This is a genomic window from Snodgrassella alvi (genome assembly GCF_002777745.1).
GTDB classification, from domain to species: Bacteria; Pseudomonadota; Gammaproteobacteria; order Burkholderiales; family Neisseriaceae; genus Snodgrassella; species Snodgrassella alvi_D.
On sequence record NZ_MEIO01000055.1, the window covers coordinates 136,654 to 156,825 of the forward strand.

19 protein-coding genes are annotated in these 20,172 nt (G+C 46.0%); 4 read left to right on the forward strand and 15 right to left on the reverse strand.

The window, feature by feature from the left end:
- Window positions 1–6 precede the first annotated feature (6 nt).
- From murG to mraZ, 10 genes are all read right to left on the reverse strand, one after another.
- Window positions 7–1,074, reverse strand: coding sequence for an undecaprenyldiphospho-muramoylpentapeptide beta-N-acetylglucosaminyltransferase (gene murG, locus BHC51_RS08985; RefSeq protein ID WP_100099591.1), 1,068 nt, complete (start codon window positions 1,072–1,074; stop codon window positions 7–9).
- Between the two features lie 36 nt (window positions 1,075–1,110).
- Window positions 1,111–2,265: a putative lipid II flippase FtsW gene (ftsW, locus tag BHC51_RS08990; RefSeq protein WP_100123587.1), complete on the reverse strand. Its 1,155-nt coding sequence runs from the start codon at window positions 2,263–2,265 to the stop codon at window positions 1,111–1,113.
- Window positions 2,262–3,611 carry a UDP-N-acetylmuramoyl-L-alanine--D-glutamate ligase gene (gene murD / locus BHC51_RS08995; protein WP_100153916.1) on the reverse strand — a complete coding sequence of 450 codons (1,350 nt, stop codon included), beginning with the start codon at window positions 3,609–3,611 and terminating at the stop codon, window positions 2,262–2,264. Before murD ends, ftsW begins: the two co-directional genes overlap by 4 nt.
- Before the next feature lie 68 nt (window positions 3,612–3,679).
- Complete coding sequence (gene mraY, locus BHC51_RS09000) at window positions 3,680–4,765, reverse strand: phospho-N-acetylmuramoyl-pentapeptide-transferase (protein ID WP_100136347.1); 1,086 nt, start codon at window positions 4,763–4,765, stop codon at window positions 3,680–3,682.
- 149 nt (window positions 4,766–4,914) lie between these two features.
- Window positions 4,915–6,273 carry a UDP-N-acetylmuramoyl-tripeptide--D-alanyl-D-alanine ligase gene (locus tag BHC51_RS09005; protein ID WP_100153831.1) on the reverse strand — a complete coding sequence of 453 codons (1,359 nt, stop codon included), beginning with the start codon at window positions 6,271–6,273 and terminating at the stop codon, window positions 4,915–4,917.
- Window positions 6,274–6,297: 24 nt separating this feature from the next.
- Window positions 6,298–7,776, reverse strand: a complete 1,479-nt coding sequence (locus BHC51_RS09010; RefSeq protein ID WP_100153832.1) for a UDP-N-acetylmuramoyl-L-alanyl-D-glutamate--2,6-diaminopimelate ligase — start codon at window positions 7,774–7,776, stop codon at window positions 6,298–6,300.
- Window positions 7,777–7,850: 74 nt separating this feature from the next.
- Window positions 7,851–9,593 carry a peptidoglycan D,D-transpeptidase FtsI family protein gene (locus tag BHC51_RS09015; protein WP_100153917.1) on the reverse strand — a complete coding sequence of 581 codons (1,743 nt, stop codon included), beginning with the start codon at window positions 9,591–9,593 and terminating at the stop codon, window positions 7,851–7,853.
- 72 nt (window positions 9,594–9,665) lie between these two features.
- Entirely contained in the window at window positions 9,666–9,938 is a 273-nt protein-coding gene (gene ftsL, locus BHC51_RS09020) for a cell division protein FtsL (protein ID WP_100099586.1), read from the reverse strand.
- Window positions 9,939–9,962: 24 nt separating this feature from the next.
- On the reverse strand, window positions 9,963–10,907 hold the full coding sequence (gene rsmH / locus BHC51_RS09025; protein WP_100099585.1) for a 16S rRNA (cytosine(1402)-N(4))-methyltransferase RsmH: 945 nt from the start codon (window positions 10,905–10,907) through the stop codon (window positions 9,963–9,965).
- Window positions 10,904–11,359 (reverse strand): division/cell wall cluster transcriptional repressor MraZ, encoded by a 456-nt coding sequence (gene mraZ / locus BHC51_RS09030; RefSeq protein WP_100099584.1) that lies wholly within the window; start codon window positions 11,357–11,359, stop codon window positions 10,904–10,906. Before mraZ ends, rsmH begins: the two co-directional genes overlap by 4 nt.
- A 288-nt stretch (window positions 11,360–11,647) precedes the next feature.
- Between mraZ and BHC51_RS09035 the strand changes: the two genes are divergently transcribed.
- The 3 genes from BHC51_RS09035 (at window position 11,648) to BHC51_RS09045 (ending at window position 14,963) form a co-directional block, all read left to right on the forward strand.
- Window positions 11,648–12,799: a class I SAM-dependent methyltransferase gene (locus BHC51_RS09035; protein WP_100153833.1), complete on the forward strand. Its 1,152-nt coding sequence runs from the start codon at window positions 11,648–11,650 to the stop codon at window positions 12,797–12,799.
- Between the two features lie 138 nt (window positions 12,800–12,937).
- The gene (locus BHC51_RS09040; protein ID WP_100153834.1) at window positions 12,938–13,867 is read left to right on the forward strand and encodes a 5'-nucleotidase; all 930 of its coding nucleotides are present in this window, start codon (window positions 12,938–12,940) and stop codon (window positions 13,865–13,867) included.
- Window positions 13,868–13,925: 58 nt separating this feature from the next.
- Window positions 13,926–14,963, forward strand: a complete 1,038-nt coding sequence (locus tag BHC51_RS09045) for an NADH:flavin oxidoreductase/NADH oxidase (protein WP_100153835.1) — start codon at window positions 13,926–13,928, stop codon at window positions 14,961–14,963.
- A 38-nt stretch (window positions 14,964–15,001) separates the two neighbouring features.
- On the opposite strand, the gene ybaK is transcribed toward BHC51_RS09045, so the two are convergent.
- Window positions 15,002–15,490, reverse strand: coding sequence for a Cys-tRNA(Pro) deacylase (gene ybaK, locus BHC51_RS09050; protein WP_100099581.1), 489 nt, complete (start codon window positions 15,488–15,490; stop codon window positions 15,002–15,004).
- 73 nt (window positions 15,491–15,563) lie between these two features.
- On the opposite strand from ybaK, the gene BHC51_RS09055 reads away from it, so the two are divergent.
- Window positions 15,564–15,914 (forward strand): RidA family protein, encoded by a 351-nt coding sequence (locus BHC51_RS09055; protein WP_100153836.1) that lies wholly within the window; start codon window positions 15,564–15,566, stop codon window positions 15,912–15,914.
- 60 nt (window positions 15,915–15,974) lie between these two features.
- On the opposite strand, the gene argJ is transcribed toward BHC51_RS09055, so the two are convergent.
- From argJ to BHC51_RS09075, 4 genes are all read right to left on the reverse strand, one after another.
- Complete coding sequence (argJ, locus tag BHC51_RS09060; RefSeq protein WP_100153837.1) at window positions 15,975–17,192, reverse strand: bifunctional glutamate N-acetyltransferase/amino-acid acetyltransferase ArgJ; 1,218 nt, start codon at window positions 17,190–17,192, stop codon at window positions 15,975–15,977.
- 60 nt (window positions 17,193–17,252) lie between these two features.
- Window positions 17,253–18,035 (reverse strand): CDP-diacylglycerol--serine O-phosphatidyltransferase, encoded by a 783-nt coding sequence (gene pssA / locus BHC51_RS09065; RefSeq protein WP_100099578.1) that lies wholly within the window; start codon window positions 18,033–18,035, stop codon window positions 17,253–17,255.
- Between the two features lie 38 nt (window positions 18,036–18,073).
- Entirely contained in the window at window positions 18,074–19,243 is a 1,170-nt protein-coding gene (gene hflX / locus BHC51_RS09070; RefSeq protein ID WP_100153838.1) for a GTPase HflX, read from the reverse strand.
- Between the two features lie 76 nt (window positions 19,244–19,319).
- Window positions 19,320–20,084, reverse strand: a complete 765-nt coding sequence (locus BHC51_RS09075; RefSeq protein ID WP_100099576.1) for a phosphatidylserine decarboxylase — start codon at window positions 20,082–20,084, stop codon at window positions 19,320–19,322.
- Between the last annotated feature and the right edge of the window lie 88 nt (window positions 20,085–20,172).

Here is a 20,172-nt window from a genome sequence, read left to right on the forward strand (position 1 = left end):
CATAATCTAATGGACACTGGCTACTGCCGCCGCTGCTACCTTAGCCGCACTATCCGGCTGTGCAAGTACACGAGCTTTAATCGCCATCTGCAAACATTGTTCGCGCGATAAACCTGTCAGTACATTCATTAGCGCCTGTGCATTCAGACTGCTCTGCGGCAATAACACAGCAGCGCCATCTTTAACCATAAACTGCGCATTAGCTGTTTGATGGTCATCTACAGCATGCGGATAAGGCACAAGAACTGCCCCTACTCCGGCTGTAGTTAACTCAGCAATAGTCAAAGCACCGGCACGGCAAATCACCAGATCAGCATCACGGTAAGCGGAAACCATATCTGTGATGAATTCAACACATTCAGCTTTTACACCACACTCGGCATAATTATGCTGCAATTGTGTCAATTTATTACGTCCTGACTGGTGTATAAGCCGCGGGCGCTGTGATGCCGGCAATAAAGCCACTGCCTGCGGTACCACCTGATTTAAAACATCCGCGCCCAGACTGCCACCAACCACCAGAATATTCAGCACACCCTGCCTGTCAGCAAATCGTTGTTGAGGCGTTGGCAAAGCGGCAATATCCGCCCGTACCGGATTACCAACCAATCCGTTCTGATTCGCAAATACCTGCGGAAATGCATACATTACCTGATTGGCAAAACGGGACAATACCTTATTAGATAAACCGGCAATAGCATTCTGTTCATGCACAAGCAGTGGCAAACCACATAACTTGGCTGCTATCCCTCCCGGGAAAGTGACAAAACCACCAAAACCAATGGCCGCGTCTATATGATGTTTACGAATAATCTGCCGTGCTGCTGCAATGGTCTTTAACAAAGTAAATGGCAATAGCAGCTTACGTTTTAGCCCATTGCCACGAATTCCTTTGATTGCCAGCGTTTCCAGCGGTATGTTGTATTGAGGAACCAGACGAGTTTCCATCGCACCAACACTCCCCAGCCAGACAACATGATGTCCCTGCGCCTGCAAAGCCTGAGCAACGGCGAGCGCAGGAAAAATATGCCCACCCGTGCCGCCAGCCATGACCATAAAGGTTTTTGCAATCATTATTTTTCCGCCAAGCTAAAAATATTCTGTGATTATTTAAACTTTAAAACCACGCATTACCCGCCGATTCTCATAATCGACCCGTAACAGCAAACCCACACAGATTAAAATAATCATAGCGGCCGACCCACCATATGACAGTAAAGGTAGGGTTAAACCTTTAGTCGGCAAAAGGCCAATATTCACCCCAATATTAAAAAAGCTTTGAATACCCAGCCAGATACCAATGCCTTTAGCTACAAAAGAACCATAAAACAGTTCCAGATCACGCGCTTGTTTACCAATAGAAAAGGCACGGATCACCAGCCAGATATAACAGAACATCAATACCAGAATACCGGCGAAACCGAATTCTTCCCCAATAACTGCCAGAATAAAATCTGTATGCGCCTCAGGTAAATAAAAACGTTTTTCCAGACTGGCACCCAGCCCCACCCCAAACCAGCCACCACGCCCGATTGCCATTAACGAATGCGTCAACTGATATCCTTTACCCAGCGGATCTGCCCACGGATCAAGAAAACCAGCAATACGAGCTACACGGTAAGGTTCAAACAGCACCAGCATAATCATGGCCAGCAAACCAAATCCGACTACGGCCATAAACCACCGAAATGGCAAACCGGCCAGAAACAGCAGACCAACAGCAATAACGGAAACAACCACAAATGAACCGAAATCTGGTTCCAGCATAATCAGCCCGAGCCCGAGCCCTATCGGAATACCGGCAAACCAGACTTTTCTGAATTCTTTTAGTATTTCAGCGCGCCGAGTAAAAAAACTCGATAAATATAAAATAATGGCCAGCTTGAAGACTTCAGTAGGCTGAATATTGATCATCCCCACATTAATCCAGCGTTTGGCACCATTAATCTCCCGTCCCATTACCAGTACCAGAATCAGCAAAAAAATACTGAACAGCAACACCAGAGGTGTCAGTTTTTTCCAAGTACGCAAAGGGATACGGGCTGCCACACAGGCAAGTATACCACCACACAAGAGAAATACTGTCTGGCGAATCAGGTAAAAATAGGTACTGCCACCATCATGCTTTGCATAGGCAACTGACGCCGAGTACACCATAATCAGGCTAAAACTCGCCATCAATACCACCATCCACAGCAATGACTGGTCAAAAGTATCACCGCGTCGCAGCAGATTACGATCCAGCAGACGTGATTCAGTAATCATGCTGCGCTATCCTGCAATTGCTGAACACTAGCAATAAATACTTCACTGCGGTGTACATAGCCTTTAAACATATCATAACTGGCACAAGCAGGACTTAGCAGCACAATATCACCCGGCTGAGCCAGCGCAAAGGCCTGTTGAGTGGCCTGCGGCAAATCACTACAGAATTCTACCGGATATGCAGCCCCTGTCAGAGCAGCCCCCAGTTGATGTCCATCTACCCCAATCAGCAAAACAGCACGTGCCTTATTACGCAATGCTGCCTGTAGTGGAGTAAAATCCTGCCCTTTGCCCTGCCCTCCGGCAATCAACACAATCGGTTTATCCAGTCCGAGTAAAGCTGCACACGTAGCACCAACATTTGTTCCTTTGGAATCATCAATAAATGTTACACCATTAATTTCAGCTACTTTCTCTACCCGATGAGGCAAACCTTTAAATTCACGCACATGCTGGAGCAGTTGTGCCCGAGGCAAACCTATTGCCTCGCATAAAGCAAATGCAGCCAATACATTGGCCGCATTATGTTTACCCTGTAAAGACAGTGCATCACAGGTCAGTAATGGTTCTTTACCCGAGCATAGCACACCGTTATTTAACCAAAAATCAGTAGCCTGCTGTAAAGAAAACCATTTTACCGGACGGTCATGCCGCAGCATGGCACGACAGAATACATCATCAATATTTAATACCTGAATGGTCTGCCCACGAAAAATCCGGTCTTTACTATGGGCATAATCCAGCAAATCATCATAGCGATCCAGATGGTCTTCTGACACATTCAGCACTGTGGCTGCAGTTGCATTCAGAAAGGGTGTGGTTTCCAGCTGAAAGCTCGACAATTCCAGTACCCATACATCGGCTGCTTTACCTCCTGCGCGCTCCATATAGGCTTCAAGTACCGGCATACCAATATTGCCAGCCACTACCGTATCCAGCCCACACTGTGCACATAAAAAACCCACCAGACTGGTAGTAGTGGTTTTACCATTTGAACCAGTAATAGCAATAATTTTACTACCGCTACCTGAAAGCAAATCAGCCAGAATCGCCACATCACCCAGCACCACACCACCGGCACGTTTAAAGGCAACGATGGCAGCATGACGCTGACTGATTCCGGGGCTTAAAGCCAGAATATCAAACTGATTCTGGTCAAGCACAGCAGCTAATTCACCAGTATGTATATCAACCTGATAGTGCTCGGAGACTGACTGCCGTGTTTCTTCGTCCGGCTGTGCATCATAAACGACCACATCAGCACCCGCCTGTGTCAGAAATGCCAGCATTGAAACACCAGTACGTCCCAATCCCCCAACCAAAACTTTTTTATTACGCCAGTCAATCATGGCTTAGTCCTACATTTATTTTTCAATTACACAATCATGGCAAAACACCGTTTATCTTACTACCATTAACGAATTTTCAGAGAAGACAAACCTACCAGTACCAGAATCATAGTAATAATCCAGAAACGTACCACAACCTGTGTTTCTTTCCAGCCTTTTTGTTCAAAATGATGGTGAATCGGTGCCATCAAAAAAATACGCTTGCGCCGCATTTTATACGACCCAACCTGTAGCATGACAGAAAGTGCCTCAACTACAAATAATCCGCCCATAATCACCAGTACAATTTCCTGACGCACAATCACAGCAATTGTACCCAGTGCCGCACCTAGAGCCAGCGCGCCAACGTCTCCCATAAACACCTGCGCCGGATAAGCGTTAAACCACAGGAATCCCAGACAGGAGCCGCAAATTGCAGCACAGAAAATCATCACTTCATTAGCACCGGGCACATGGGGTAACTGCAAATAATGCGCAAACTCAGCATGGCCGCTAACATAAGCAAAAATTGACAGACCAGCCGCCACCAAAACTATTGGAAAAGCAGCCAGTCCATCCAGACCGTCAGTCAGATTGACTGCATTGGAAGTACCGACAATCACAAAATAAGTCAGAACCACAAAGCCAATGCCACCCAGCGGATAAGTAATTTCCTTAAAAAACGGCACTATAAAGGCAGTTGTTGAACTTAAATGCGCGGCATAAAACAGCACCAGACCGGCAATCAGTGCCACAGCAGATTGCCATACCATTTTAAATTTGGCCGAAACCCCATGAGGGTCTTTATAGACTACTTTTTTCCAGTCATCATAAAAACCCAATGCGCCGGTACTTAGCATCACTAACAACAATACCCAGATATAAGGATTGGCCAGATTAGCCCACAATAAAGTTGTAACAGTAATAGCCAGCAAAATCAGTGTTCCGCCCATCGTCGGCGTACCGGTTTTTACCAGATGGGTTTTAGGGCCATCATCACGTACGGCCTGCCCCACCTTAAGCTGAGTTAACTTACGAATCATCCACGGTCCGAATGCCAAACTAAACCCCATGGAAGTAAGTGCCGCCATTACTGCACGAAAAGTAGTGTATTGAAATAAATGGAACCCATTTACCCAGTTATGAAAAAGTTCTGCTAACCACAACAGCATGGTTGTTTTCCCTTGCCACAGCCACAGCCATGACGGTTAATCAAATAATCACTGCTACCAGAATGAAAACAGCCATTCAGACAGCCTGAACTGAATAAAAACGGCTATTCTAAGTCGTTCAACCCAGCTTAACGATAGTTATATCCAGTTTATTTTTGCGTTAATGCCTGTACCACATCTTCCATATGCATGAAACGTGAACCCTTTACCAGAATAGTAGCAGTCTGCTGATCCCATGCACTTAAATCTTCAATTAGCCTGTTTCTGTCCTGATAAAATGCTTCCGCTGCCCCATAGGCTTCTGCTGCATACTGGCTATTGTCACCGATAAAAAATGCAGCATCTATGCCACGCGCCCTCATATAAGCACCAACTTCAGCATGCAGAGCAGGAGCATTATCACCCAGTTCACCGATGGCACCCATAACAATAATCCGTGGAGCCGGAAATGCCGCCAAAACATCAATAGCAGCCTTGAATGCATCCGGATTGGCATTATAAGTGTCATCAATCACCAGAGCGCCATGAACACTGCGTTTCTGTTGCAACCGACCTTTGGCATTTTCAAACCCATTCAATCCACGCAACGCCGTTAAAGGCACCCCGGCTGCCAGCGCCAGAGCACAGGCAGCCACCGTATTGTGCACCATATGCAAACCCGGCACCGGTATCCGTAAATCAATTACGCCTTGCGGACTGTGCAAATCAAAACTGATACCTAAAGGTTGCAATACAATATTTTCTGCATGCACATCACCCTGCTCTGTGCCAAAACGGATATAACGTTTACCCTGCAAAGCCGCGGCATAAACATCTGATTGACTATCATCGGCAGGAATAAAACCGATTCCCCCCGCGCTCAACCCCTGATAAATTTCGCTTTTGGCGCAAGCAATATCGGACACATCCTCGAAACCACAACCAATATGAGCACGCAAGGTATTATTAACCAGCGCAAAATGCGGACAGGCCAAACCAGTTAAATATTTCAGCTCACCGGCATGATTCATACCCATTTCAATCACCGCATAGCGATGTTGTGGCTTTAGCTGCAACAGCGTTAATGGTAAACCAATATGATTGTTGAAATTGCCTGTAGTCGCCAGAACAGCATCATTACCTGCATGATGACGCAAAATTGCTGCCAGCATTTCCTTCACAGTGGTTTTACCGGCCGAACCAGTAATACCAAAAACCTGCAGTGCCGGATTAACCGCCATGCGCCAAGCATGTGCCAGCTTTCCTAATGCCTTCTCTGTATCTGCCACTACCAGACAATGTGCCTTATTTTGCCAGTCATTTCGGCTGACAATACACAACTGAGCACCACGATCCAGTACTTCATCAATAAAATCATGACCATCAAAGCGTTCACCCTGAATGGCCACAAACACATCACCCGGTTGGATCTGACGGCTATCAATAACCACCCGTTTCACCGGCTGATTATAGTCAGACAATACTTGTCCAAAAGTTTGATAAATAAAATTTAAATCTAAATTCAGCATGTTCTACCAACAGTTACATAGACATCAGGTGCGTTGACGTAAAGCTGCCTGCGCTACTTCAAAATCAGAAAAATGCTGCTTGTGACCATCAATATCCTGATAGGTTTCATGACCTTTACCCGCAATCAGAACAATATCGCCAATTGCTGCGTGACTCACAGCATAATTAATCGCACGACTGCGGTCTGCCTCAACCAGTACCGGTTCAGCAATAGCCGGTAAAATATCGGCAATAATTGCCTGCGGATTCTCCGTACGCGGATTATCACTGGTTACCACCACATAATCTGCCCCAGCGGCCGCAGCTGCACCCATTAAAGGCCGCTTACCTGCGTCGCGATCGCCACCACAGCCAAAAACACACCACAAATGTGCACCGGTGGGTTTGATTTCCTGCAAGGTAGCCAATGCCTTTTCCAGAGCATCCGGTGTATGTGCATAATCAACTACCACCAGCGGTTGCTTATCCCCCATCAGGCAATCCATACGTCCGGTAGCCGGACGAATCTGCGGCCAAACAGCAAGCACATCATCAAAAGCAAAACCGTTGGCACACAATACACCAACACAGGCAGCCAGATTCTGAGCATTGAAGCGCCCCAGTAAACGAGTATGCACTACGCCCTCGCCCCATGGTGTGCGCAAATGTACCTGCATGCCGCTGGCAGAGGCCTGAAACTGATAAATATGAATATCGGCCTGTGCATGAAAGCCATAAGCCAGTATAGTTAAATGTGAACGAGCACGGCGCAAATCCTGCCACAACTCATAGCCGAATTCATCATCGATATTGATAACAGCATGTTGCAGGCCAAACCAGTAAAACAATGAAGCTTTACATGCCCCATAGTTCCGCATACTATGATGATAATCCAGATGATCACGGGTAAGATTAGTGAATACAGCACTCGTAAAAGGCACACCGACTACACGGCTCTGATCTAAACCATGGCTGGATACTTCCATGGACACCGCAGTCGCATTCTCTTTCACAAACCGGCACAGCCATGTCTGATTAGCAACTGCATCCATAGTAGTATTGATACTGTCATGTAGCTGTTGCCAGAAACCATTACCTACTGTACCCATAATGGCGCATTTTTTACCTAGACTATCAGCAGCCTGTGCCAGCCACTGTGAAACCGAAGTTTTACCATTAGTTCCAGTTACACCCCAGATGGCTAGCTCTCTGCCCGGATAATCATAGCAGGCCGCAGCCACCATTCCAGCACGCTGACGCAAATCCACTACCGCCTCATTTGCTACTGACCAGCCGGCCTGCCATCTGAAGCGACCGTCGTCATCCCAGAACACAAATGCTGCTCCATTATCGATAGCAGCCTGAATAAAATCACGACCATCAGTATATTCACCCTGACAGGCTACAAATACATCTCCCGGCTGTACCTGTCTGCTGTCAACCCGCAAGGTACGACCTGCAACCAGTGCACGCGTTTGAGCACTTAAATGATATTCAGGTAAAGGATTTTTCAGGGAAAACATAATACAGCCGTTTCAAACATTTCCATCAGATACAAACAGACAGACAATCTGTGCAAGCACAGATTGTCTGAAGATTAATGCCTTTCGATATGCAAACCAGTCTTCACCGGTTTTGTAGGTGCAACACCCAGCACATTCAGCGTACCCGCCATGACATCATGAAATACCGGACCAGAAACCGGACCACCATAATAACCATTAGTAGTAGGATTCTGGATATTGACAGCCACAATAACACGCGGATCATCCGCTGGTGCAAAACCAATAAATGTGGCCATATGCTTAGAATCAGAATAACGCCCGTCTACCAGCATTCGTGCCGTACCTGTTTTAGCCGCAACATCATATCCCTCAATTGCCCCCTGCAAACCAGTACCACCAGACTGAGTAACAGCAATCATCATATGGCGTACTTCGCGCGCGGTTTGAGGCTTAATAATCCGTTCGCCCTGCGGAGCTTTGTTCAGCTTGAGAAAGCTAACCGGCAACAATTCTCCATTATTAGTGAAAATAGTATACGCCCGTGCTAGCTGTAGTAAGCTCATCTGAATACCATAACCAAAAGACATAGTAGCCTGTTCAATTGGTCGCCAGTTATGCCAATCACGTACTACACCCGGCGTTTCTCCCGGAAAACCAGAATGCATCCGGTGACCGAAACCGATAGAAGTATACATGTTGTACATTTCTTCCGGAGTAAACATAGCAGAAATTTTACTTGTACCTACATTAGATGACTTCTGGATAATGCCGCGTACATCAAGATAAGGATAATTATGCGTGTCCCGTACCGTAGCCGACCCGATCTTATACGGCAAAGTATTGAAACCGCTGCCCGGCCTGATTTTGCCACTATCCAGCCCTTTAGCTATAGTAAATGGCTTCATCGCACTACCCGGTTCAATCATATCGGTAACAGCACGGTTACGGCGAGCATCACTTTCAGAAGCGCCCGGATTATTGGGATCATAACCCGGTGAATTGACCAGTGCGAGAATTTCACCGGTTTTACCATCCAGCACCACTACCGAACCAGCCGAAGCAGTATGAAACTGCATCGCTTTATTCAAAGATTCATACGCAATAGACTGAATACGCTGATCTATAGACAACACCATATTGGTGCCATTCTTCGGTGACTGATTACGAGGCGAATCCAAACTGTCAACAATATTACCTTTATTGTCGCGCAGCACAACCTTACCCCCATCAACCCCATGCAGAATATTCTCGCGTGACAGTTCCAGCCCTTCTTGTCCTTTACCATCAATATTGGTAAAACCAATAATATGAGAAAAAACCGGTCCCATCGGATAATGACGCTTACTTTCATGCTGAAAAGCAAGACCCTTAATATTCAGTGCAGCCACTTTCTCGGCAATCTCTGGCGGCAATTGCCGTTTCAGATAAATGAAGTCTTTATTGCGACTAAGACGGCTTTTAATCGTTGCTACAGGTACATCAATCAACTCAGACAACTCTTGCAGCTGGGCATCAGCAGGCATCTGATCCATGGCTGAGGGCACGGCATATAAAGAATCAGCTGGCGCACTGATTGCCAGCGCCGCACCATTACGATCAGTAATGGTGCCGCGAGTAGCAACCAATGGCAGAGTACGGACAAAGCGCTGATCACCTTGCTCTTTCAGAAATTCGTGTTTTTCAGTCTGTAAATAAATACCACGTCCGATTAGCATGGCAAATGCCACAGCCAGAGTGCCCAGCACTAACACTATCCGTCCGTTGGTTGTCACAGGCTTTGCCTGTTTCACCTCACGTGGCAGCATGCGCGGCTTATAATCGTTTTTAATTAACATAGTAACTTGGTTCCACTGCCGGATATTACTGCCCGAAAGCAGCATTCCATTATTCTCTGCCGATTCATATCATCATTTAACTGGTCGGGGTGCGGCCAGCATCTGCGTTTCAGCCAGTGATGGCGAATGCAGACTCTGCCGGGCTGAAGCATCCTGAATCAATTGATGATTGGATAACCGCGCCTGCGCTAACTTCAAACGACTGAAATCTTCATTCAGAAGATTTTCCCCTTTTTGCGCCTTACTTAATGCGATAAAAAACTGGCGCGAACGATCCTGTACCGTGACCACAGCAAAAGCTGAAGCAAGCACACACAAAAGCAAAATAATGTTGATTTTATTCATAATTAATCAACCATTAATCTTTATCTAACAACTGCGTTCTGCCACACGCAGCACCGCCGAACGAGCACGCGGATTAGCTTCAATTTCCGCAGAACCAGGCTTTTGCGCCTTACCTATCAGACGCAGGGGCGGCTGCTCACGCTCGGTTTCCTTAACCACAGCCCAACGCGGTAAAGGTGCTGGCCGACTGTGCTGCTGCATAAAACGCTTAACAATCCGGTCTTCAAGTGAATGAAACGAAATCACTGCCAGCCGACCGCCAACAACTAGGCTGTTCATCACTTGCGGAAGCACACCTGTTATTTCTTCCAGTTCACGGTTAATAAAGATACGAATGGCCTGGAAGGTACGTGTGGCCGGATCCTGCCCCCGCTCACGAGTACGGACGACTTGCGCCACGAGGCGCGCCAGCTGGCCGGTTGTGGTAATCGGCATTTCTTCTCGCTGAGCCACAATTGCCCGTGCAATCTGGCGACTAAACCGCTCTTCACCATAATTTCTAATCACCTCGTGTATAGCTTGTTCTTCAGCTATCGCCAGCCATTCGGATGCAGACTGTCCGCGTGTGGTATCCATACGCATATCCAGTGGCGCATCAAAACGAAAACTGAAACCGCGCGCCGCTTCATCAATCTGAGGGGATGAAATACCCAAATCAAACAGTGCACCATTTATCTGTTTGATATCCAACTGTTGCAGCGAGCGGGTTAATGCAGAAAAACCTTCATGCACCACCTGCACCCGCCTGTCCTGCCGCGCCAGCTCCTGTGCTACAGCTATCGCCTGAGGGTCCTTATCAAAAACAACCAGCCGACCATCATTTCCCAACTGCGACAGAATCAGACGTGAATGACCACCACGGCCAAAAGTTCCGTCTACATACACGCCGGCAGGCTGTACCTGCAAACCGGCAACTGCTTCATTCAAAAGAACGGTCACATGGCCGCTATTACTAATCTGTTCACTCATAATTGCAGTTGAGTCTTGCCCAACTCTGCTGTCAGCATGTCTTCATCCATATCCAATGCTGCATTATTCTGTTCTTCCCATAGTGCCCTACCCCATACCTCGATACGATTGGCTCTACCTACCACATAAACCTCACGTTCAAAATTCACCAAGCGACGCAAATGTGCCGGCAACAATACCCTGCCAGCACCATCCAGCTCCATAGTATCAGCGTTATGCAACAGTAAATTCTGATATGCCTGCAATACCCTGTTACCAGCCACAGGAAGCTGCAACAACTGCGCTTCCACACAGCGCCATGATGACTCGGGATACAACAATAAATGTGTGCGTTTTTCCAGTGTAGCCACCAGTACCGGAGTGAAATGACGCGCCAGCAAATCGCGAAACTTGGCCGGAATGGCCAGTCGCCCTTTACTGTCTATACTTAATTCATACGCGCCGCCAAACATCTTCAGCTCCGATTCGCCGTAACGGGATTATCCCCCACTCTGCCACACCTTTACACACTTATTCACACTATAAGGCAATTTTGCACGCAGGGTCAATGTAATCCAGTCAAATTTTACCCACGAAGAAAAGCAACCATAAGCATAAAAAAACATATAATTCAATATATTAATTAATCATTTATCCAAATAAGCATATTTGTACCTTTTGAGCTACTGTAACCAGACAGGCACAAGCGAAAATCAGCGTTTATAATGACTTCCTCTTAACAATTTTTCCCCATCTGTTCCATGGATAATATACCTCGTCCTGAAAAAGCCGCACTGGCCAGCTCTCAGACACTAACTGAGCTCATTTTGCAGAGAATCCGACAACAGGATAACTGGCTGTCTTTTGCCGATTACATGCAGATGGCGCTTTATACCCCTGGTTATGGTTATTACACCGGCGGGGCACAAAAATTTGGAAAAGATGGTGACTTTATTACCGCACCAGTGCTGACACCGTTGTTCGGACAGACACTGGCGCAACAACTAAATGCACTATTACCACAAACTGCGGGTAATATTTACGAATTTGGTGCCGGCACCGGTCAGCTGGCTGCATCTATTCTGCCAGCATTGCACAGCAGTCAGCTTCAGCACTACTACATCATCGAATTATCAGCAGAACTAGCACAACGCCAGCGCGAATACATTCACACCCATGCCCCTGCTCAGGCAAACAAAGTTATCCACTTAACCCAGCTACCAGCACAATTTGATGGCATACTGCTGGGCAATGAAATTCTGGATGCCATGGCCGTACCCGTTTATCAGCGTCAGGGAAATCAAGTAACAGAAATGGGGGTCAGCTGGCTGGACGGCCAATTAAACTGGCAGCCTCGTCCTGTTTACAATCCGGCTGTACAACAGCAAGTACTGGATATTTTTCCGGCGACAGCAGAATACTATCAGTCGGAGCTACATCCTCAGCAATATGCATTTGTCGCCACACTGGCACAGAAAATGCAACGTGGAGCCATGATCTGGATTGATTATGGTTTTGATGCAGCACAGTATTATCACCCACAGCGCCAGCAGGGTACGTTAATCGGGCATTACCGCCATCACACCATTCATAACCCCTTTTATTACCCGGGCTTAACAGACCTAACCGCCCACGTCAACTTCACCCGCATTGCTGATGCCGGTATCGATAATAATCTGGATTTAATTGGCTACACCAATCAGGCAACATTTATGCTCAATCTGGGTATAACCGAATTACTGGCACAAACCGGACAGCCAGCAGATACAGCCTATATTCAAGCAGCTTCAGCATGCCATACCCTGCTAGACGCACATGAAATGGGCGAATTATTTAAAGTTATCGCATTTGGCAAAGACATTAATGTTGACTGGCAAGGATTCATTCATGGAGATTTGTGTCACAAATTATAGACAGCTTAATTACAAATAAATTTTACTTACAAGCATATAAAAAACGATTATTTTTATAATATAGAATATGCATATATTATAAACCCTTATTATCTACAAACTACAATTAATTCTAACAGCAGGAGTATATAGAAAAGAATGGCCTATGATTTAACCAAAAGACTTGTAATAGGATTGGCTTCAAGTGCATTATTTGATTTAGAAGAATCAGATCAAATTTTCAGAACTAAGGGAGAACAGAGTTACCGAAATCACCAGAGGACATATGAAAATGAACCACTCAAAAGAGGAGTGGCATTCCCTTTTATAAAGAGACTTTTGTCATTAAATTCACTAAATGATGAAAATGGGCCTCTTGTAGAGGTAATATTATTGTCAAGGAATGATCCAGATACTGGCCTGAGAGTTATGAACTCAATAGAGTATTATAAATTGAACATTACCAGAGCTGTTTTTTTGCAGGGAAAGTCACCTTTACCTTACATACCTGCTTTCGATATTGAGTTATTTCTATCAGCTAACAAAGTTGATGTGCGTCAAGCGACAGTAGCTGGCTATCCTGCTGGTATGGTGATGAAAGGAAATATAAAAGACGATATTCACGACCATGAGCTAAGAATCGCTTTCGATTTTGATGGTGTAATCATTGATGATGAGGCTGAAGCAATCTACCAGCAAAACAAAGATTTAAAAAGTTTTCATGACAATGAAAACTCAAAACGAAATATTCTCCATAATCCAGGGCCGTTAAATAAATTTATTTGCAGACTAGCGCATATTCAGAAAATTGAGCATTTAGAGCTCTCTCAAAATCCTAAATATCGACCAATTCTTAAAACAGCGCTCGTCACAGCAAGAAACGCACCATCGCATACAAGAGCTATTAATACTTTAAGAAAACTAGGAATAGAAATTAATGAAGCTTTTTTTCTTGGTGGAGTAGAAAAAAATAAAGTATTAGAAATTATGCGGCCACACATTTTTTTCGATGACCAGATGATTCATCTGGAAAAAGTGGCACAAATACTTCCCTCGGTACATATTCCATTTGGCGTGACTAATCCTTAAAATATACTGATAATTAAGTAAATTTTCGAGATTGCTTAATAGATAAAAAGGAAAAAACGTGTCATTACTCTTATCACCCATCACCATTGGCAGCCTTTCGCTGAAAAACCGTGTCGTTATGGCTCCCATGTGTATGTATGAAGTAAAAAAGGAAGATGGAATTGTTACGCCGTTTCATTTTGCTCATTATGGCGCACGAGCCATTGCCAATGTCGGCCTGATTATCATCGAAGCCACTGCTGTACAACCGGACGGGCGCATTACTAAACATGACTTAGGTTTATGGAACGATAAACAGACCGAGAAATTTAGCCAACTGGTAGATTCATTACATTATTTAGGCAGCAAAGTTGGCGTACAGTTGGCACATGCCGGACGTAAGGCCATAGATGCACATCAACCAGTAGCACCCAGTGCTATTGCGTTCAACGCCAGTTTTAAAATGCCAAAAGCACTCAGTGTGGACGAAATCAAACAGATTCGGGCAGATTTCGTGGCTGCAAGCAAGCGTGCACAGCAAGCTGGTGTGGATGTTATTGAAATTCACGGTGCACATGGATATCTAATCAGTGAATTTCTGTCACCGCTGAGTAATCAGCGCAATGATGAGTATGGCGGTGCACTAAGCAATCGATATCGTTTACTGCATGAAATTACTACCGATATCCGCGCACATTTTTCCGGCTCACTATGGGTACGCCTGTCTTTATCTGATTACGATAAAAGCGGCCAGCAAAACAGCATTGCCGACTGGCAGCAAGTGTGTCAGTGGCTTGAACGTGATGGTATTGATGTCATTGATGTATCCACTGGCGGTGTCATGGATTACGCCCCCGATTTGCCAATACATGGCGGTTATCAGACACCATTTGCTACTGCCATGAAACAGGCTGTTAAAATTCCAGTAGCTACAGTAGGCTTACTGGATAGTCCTGATTTGGCTGAATATATCCTGCAAACAGAACAGGCCGACCTGATTCTAGAAGGACGGGTATTATTACGTAATACCAACTGGCTGGCCGATGCAGCTCAGCAGTTGCACGACCATCATTATCAGCCTTTCAATAATTCTTATCAGCGCGGGCAACTGAAATAAAATCATCCAGTCTGTTTAACAACAGTAAATACTCTTAACTACTCTGTTTCAGTTGCTACCTGCACTGATTCTGGCTGTAAACAAGCCAGATACTGTGGCTGTATCTGTACCAGAAAACCGCGCTTACCGCCATTAATATAAATCAACGGCAAAGCATAGATACTTTCCTCAACATATACCGGTAGCCCTGCCTTATTACCAAACGGACTAGTACCACCCACCAGATAGCCCGTCCATTTACTGGCTTGCTGCGGGCTGGCTGGTTCTATATGCTTCATACCCAGCTCCCGTGCCAGCTGGCGCGTGGAAATATGCCTGTCACCATGCATCAGTACAATCAAGCCCTGTTTGTGCTCATTTTGCAGCACAATGGTTTTAATCACAGCATGCTCATCCACTCCTAGCGCTGATGCCGATTGCGCCGTTCCTCCATGCTCAATATAAGCGTATTCACGTGGTTCAAACGGTATCTGATGGGCGCGCAAAAAACGGATAGCAGGTGTTACTGGAAATTTACTTTTACTCATCAACTCACCTCATCACTTCAAGTAAAGACAACTGTGCTAACATCATTGTTTTACTATTATCAAGAACCAGTACATGAGTATCGAATTTTACCAGAGCGGCACTCGCCTTGCAGAAGCCACCATTGCCAACGGCCTGATATTTCTCGCCGGACAGGTACCCACCAATGAAGATGCCGACATCACAGCACAAACTGTCAACGTTCTTGCACAGATAGATACCATTCTTGCCGCCTGTGGTAGTGACAGGCAGCATATCTGCGAAGCAGTTATATACTTGAGCGATATGCAAGACTATGCAGGTATGAATCAGGCCTGGGACAGTTGGGTTACATCAGGTAATGCCCCAGCAAGAGCCTGTGTTCAGGCTGCTTTGGCCAATCCGAAATGGAAAGTGGAAATCAAACTGACCGCAGTACAGAAATAATCCGTTTAAAACCATAAACCCGCCATAACAGCGGGTTTATTGGTTTAAATGGAATACAGTTTAACTACGGTAATCAGCATTAATCGCCACATATTCTCTGGATAAATCACAGGTATAAATTTTTGCCTGCGCCTCGGCACGTGCCAAATCGATGGTCACCGTTATTTCATCCTGTGTCATTACCTGCTTACCAGCCTCTTCAGTATAGCTGTCAGCACGACCGCCTTTTTCTACCACCAAAACATCATCCAGATACACTTTAATGGCTGCTACATCAAGGTCAGCAATTCCCGCATAGCCAATTGCACACAGAATACGCCCCAGATTCGGATCACTGGCATAAAAAGCAGTTTTTACCAATGGTGAACGGGCAACGGCATAACCCACTTGTCTTGCCTCAGCTTGCGTCAACGCATTGCGTACATCAATAGTAATAAATTTACTGGCTCCCTCACCATCTCGTACGATGGCTTGTGCCAACTCCAGCGCCAAATCAGCCAGCGCCGTTTTCACTGCAACATAATCCTTACTATCCACAGAATCTATTCGGTTTAACTGAGATTTACCAGTAGCCACCACTACAAAACTGTCATTAGTAGAAGTATCTCCATCCACAGTAATTGCATTAAAAGATGTAGCGGCCACTTCAGCTACCATCCGCTGCAATAGTGGCTGAGCAATGGCCACATCGGTAAATATAAATCCGAGCATGGTGGCCATGTTCGGATGAATCATGCCCGAACCTTTAGCAATCCCGGTAAAGTGCACTTTATGCCCATCAATATATACAGTTCGGCTGGCCATTTTGGGTACCGTATCAGTAGTCATGATTGCAGCCGCAGCCTGCGGCCAGTGCACAACCTTAACTTTTGGCAATGCTGCCACAATCTTATCTACTGGCAATGGTTCAAGAATCACACCCGTGGAAAATGGCAGTACTTCTGAACTACTACAGCCAATCTGTTGTGCGACCTTTTCACAAATATACTCGGCATCTTCCTGCCCCTGCTGTCCAGTACCTGCATTGGCATTTCCTGTATTAATTACCAGTGCACGCACTCCAGCATTCGTCGCCAGATGCTGTTTGGCAATCTGTACTGGCGCTGCACAAAAGCGGTTCTGTGTGAATACAGCGCCAACACTGTTTACACCATTGAGCACAACCAGCGTCAAATCATCATGATTTGTTTTTTTGATTCCGGCCTGACCAACGAATACCTGCACTCCGTCAATGGCTAAAACCTGCTTATCACTTGGTACAGACAAATTAACCGCCATAACTATTCTCCTTTATATAAATACATCTATATAAATACATCAGTTTATTTTTTTACAAGACTATTCTGGCTGAAACTTACGTTTAGTCAATACACGCCAGATAAACATTACATAACCCGACAAACTATAAAGCAGGAAGAAGGCAAACAATACCACCGATGGCTCCCATGTCACCACCAGCAGAGCAATAACAGCCAGAATCATCACAAAAAACGGGACTTTACGGTAAGCATTGATTTCCTTGAACGACCAGAAAGGTATCTGAACCACCATAGATAAACCACCAAACAGAGTAATAATCAGGCAAAGCCAATCTAAATGAGGTAAGCCCTGAAATGTATGGCTTACCCAGATCAGACCAATCACCAGAGCAGCGGCCGTAGGGCTGGGAATACCAATAAACCATTTTTTGCTCATCTTACCAATCAGCGTATTGAAAAGTGCCAACCGCAAAGCAGCACAGGCACAATAAATAAATGCCACTGAATAGCCAATTTTACCGAAATGAAATAACTGCCATTTATACGCAATCAACGCCGGCGCTACCCCAAAACTTACCATATCCGCCAGACTATCCAACTGTTCGCCAAATGCACTCTGGCTATTGGTCAGACGCGCAACTCGTCCGTCCATCCCGTCCAGCAGCATAGAAATAAATACCGCAATTGCAGCAATTTCATAATGACCATGCATGGACTGAGTAATCGCATAAAAAGCAGCAAACAGAGCCGCCAGCGTAAACGCATTAGGTAGGAGATAAATACTATTGTCCCGCAGCCGGCGCCGCCGGGTCGGGCGATTAGGACGGTTATGTTTAGTTATATCAGTTTGTTCTTGTATCATCTTTAGTCAAATCCTCGATAGCAGTATCAACAACTATCCTATTTATGATGTATTGCATGCTTCATCTGAGCCAACTCAATCATGGCCGTACGCAAATCAGCCAGACCGCTACCATCCTGTACTGAAATATAAACAGCCTGAGGACAGCCCTGTATATCACGTATGACACCATGTGGTCGCTGTGAAGCAGCCAGTTTGTCAATTTTATTATAAATAATCAATTGTGGTATATTTGCTGCGTCAATTTCCCGCAGCACCGCATTCACATCATCGATCTGCCGTTCAAATTCGGGATGAGTAACATCCACCACGTGCAGTAACACATCAGCCAGAGCCGTTTCCTCCAGCGTTGCGGCAAAAGCTGCCACCAGACCATGCGGCAAATCACGCACAAAGCCCACAGTATCCGACAGCAATATACTGGTATCGTCATTCAGATACAGACGACGTACCGTATTATCCAGCGTAGCAAACAATTGGTCTTCTGCCAGTACCTGTGCTTTAGTTAAACGGTTAAACAAGCTGGACTTACCCACATTAGTATAGCCCACCAGCGCAAAAGCAGGCAGCATGCCCTGATTCCTGCTTTTGCGCTGTGTTATCCGCTGCCGCCGAACCTGTTGCAACTGCTGGCGTAAACGAGTGATTTTCTGCTTGATAAGGCGGCGGTCCGTTTCCAGACGAGTCTCACCCGGCCCGCGTAAGCCTATCCCACCGCGCTGGCTTTGCAAATGTCTATAACCACGCACCAGCCGGCTGGACAAATGCACCAGTTGTGCCAGCTCCACCTGCAAACGTCCTTCCTGACTATGTGCGCGTCGGGCAAAAATAGCCAGAATCAGGCCAACCCGATCCAATACCCGACATTGTAACAGACGTTCCAGATTGCGCTCCTGCGTTGGCGTTAGCGCATGATTGAATACCACCAGATCAACCCCAACCTCCACCACCTGTTGTGCCAGCTCTTCCGCTTTACCCTTACCCACAAATAATGCACTATCCGGCTGCTGACGTTTACATGTCACCACGTCCACCAGCTCGGCTCCACTGGCACGCACCAGCTCCTGAGCTTCAGCCAGAGCAGATTGAAACAGAGAAGTACGACGTTCGGCCGCAACCGAAAAATCCTTATCCAGCATTACGCCTACCAGCAACACCCGCTCAGGTACTTGTTGCGCAGACAAATTGGTTTTAGCAAATCCACTCATAAACTACCGGATTGAATAACAACAGGCTGCCTGCCCCGTAAAAGGGACAAACAGCCTGTATAACAAAAAATAATATTTATTCCTGAGACAAAACATGCTGCGCTGCTTCGGCTGCCCGATTAGTGGCCTCTTGCACCATATCAGACTGTTCTACAGCGCTGTTTTCCACTGGTGCAGAACCGGCAGTTGGTGCATGTAATGGCAAAGTAGCTAATACTGTACTGCTGGCACTTACCTTATCACCAATTGCTACCAGCGGAGTGGCATCTTCAGGCAGATAAACATCCACGCGCGAACCAAAACGGATAAAACCATAACGGTCACCACGGTGCAACAAATCATGCGCATTGACATAACATAAAATACGCCGTGCCACCAACCCTGCTACCTGTACAAAAGTCACTGGTCGGCCAGTTTTTGTTACTGCCAGTACCGCATTTCGTTCATTTTGCACACTGGCCTTGTCCAACGCAGCGTTCAGAAAACTGCCCTTAAAATAATCTACCCGTTCCACCTTACCATCAATCGGACTGCGATTGGAATGAACATTAAACACATTCATAAACACACTGATTTTCAGAGCATTAACACCACGATACGGGTCAGTGGTTTTTTCCACCACCACAATACGCCCGTCTGCCGGGCTCAGTACATCTTCCGGAGCCGCAGGAATATCACGCGCCGGATCCCGGAAAAACTGCACTACAAATACCGTCAATACCCATAACGGCAGCGACCACCATCCGCACCAGATAACAGTTAATACGCTCAGCACCAGACTGCCGATAATAAACGGCCATCCTTCCTTTGCAATCAATGGATAAGGATATACACGCGACACAAGGCTACTCCTTTACAGATGAGATACTGCGGACAGGCCGCTAGCAAAAACAATGACAAAATTATAACCTGAAATCCGCAGTTTAATA